Raw genomic sequence first — 253 nt, 5'->3', positions numbered from 1 at the left:
CGGGTGCATGTGATCCCGCATCCTGCGGACAGTGATTTCGTGGTGATCAATTTTTCCCAGACCTTCCTGTTGCCACACCTGGATTGCGACCCGATGGATCTGGAAGAAGTCTCGATCCTGCAAGCCCCGGAGCTGTCACCGTTTCGCTTCCAGGAGCACCTGGATTTTTGCCTGGAAGACGCCGATTTCGCCGAGGTGTTGCAGCTGCTTGAGCGCATGCGTGCGCTGGATGCCAACCGCCGCTTTGGCAGCC

Annotated in this window: 1 pseudogene; it reads left to right on the top strand. The window is 58.5% G+C overall.

Annotated elements, in window-relative coordinates:
• Nucleotides 1-253: pseudogene (locus SB765_RS31845) on the top strand (AraC family transcriptional regulator); the annotation flags it as partial.

Source organism: Pseudomonas sp. SIMBA_067 (assembly GCF_046534675.1).
GTDB classification, from domain to species: Bacteria; Pseudomonadota; Gammaproteobacteria; order Pseudomonadales; family Pseudomonadaceae; genus Aquipseudomonas; species Aquipseudomonas putida.
Note: the sequence above shows the minus strand (reverse complement) of the source record. Positions and strands in the feature narration are given on the sequence as shown.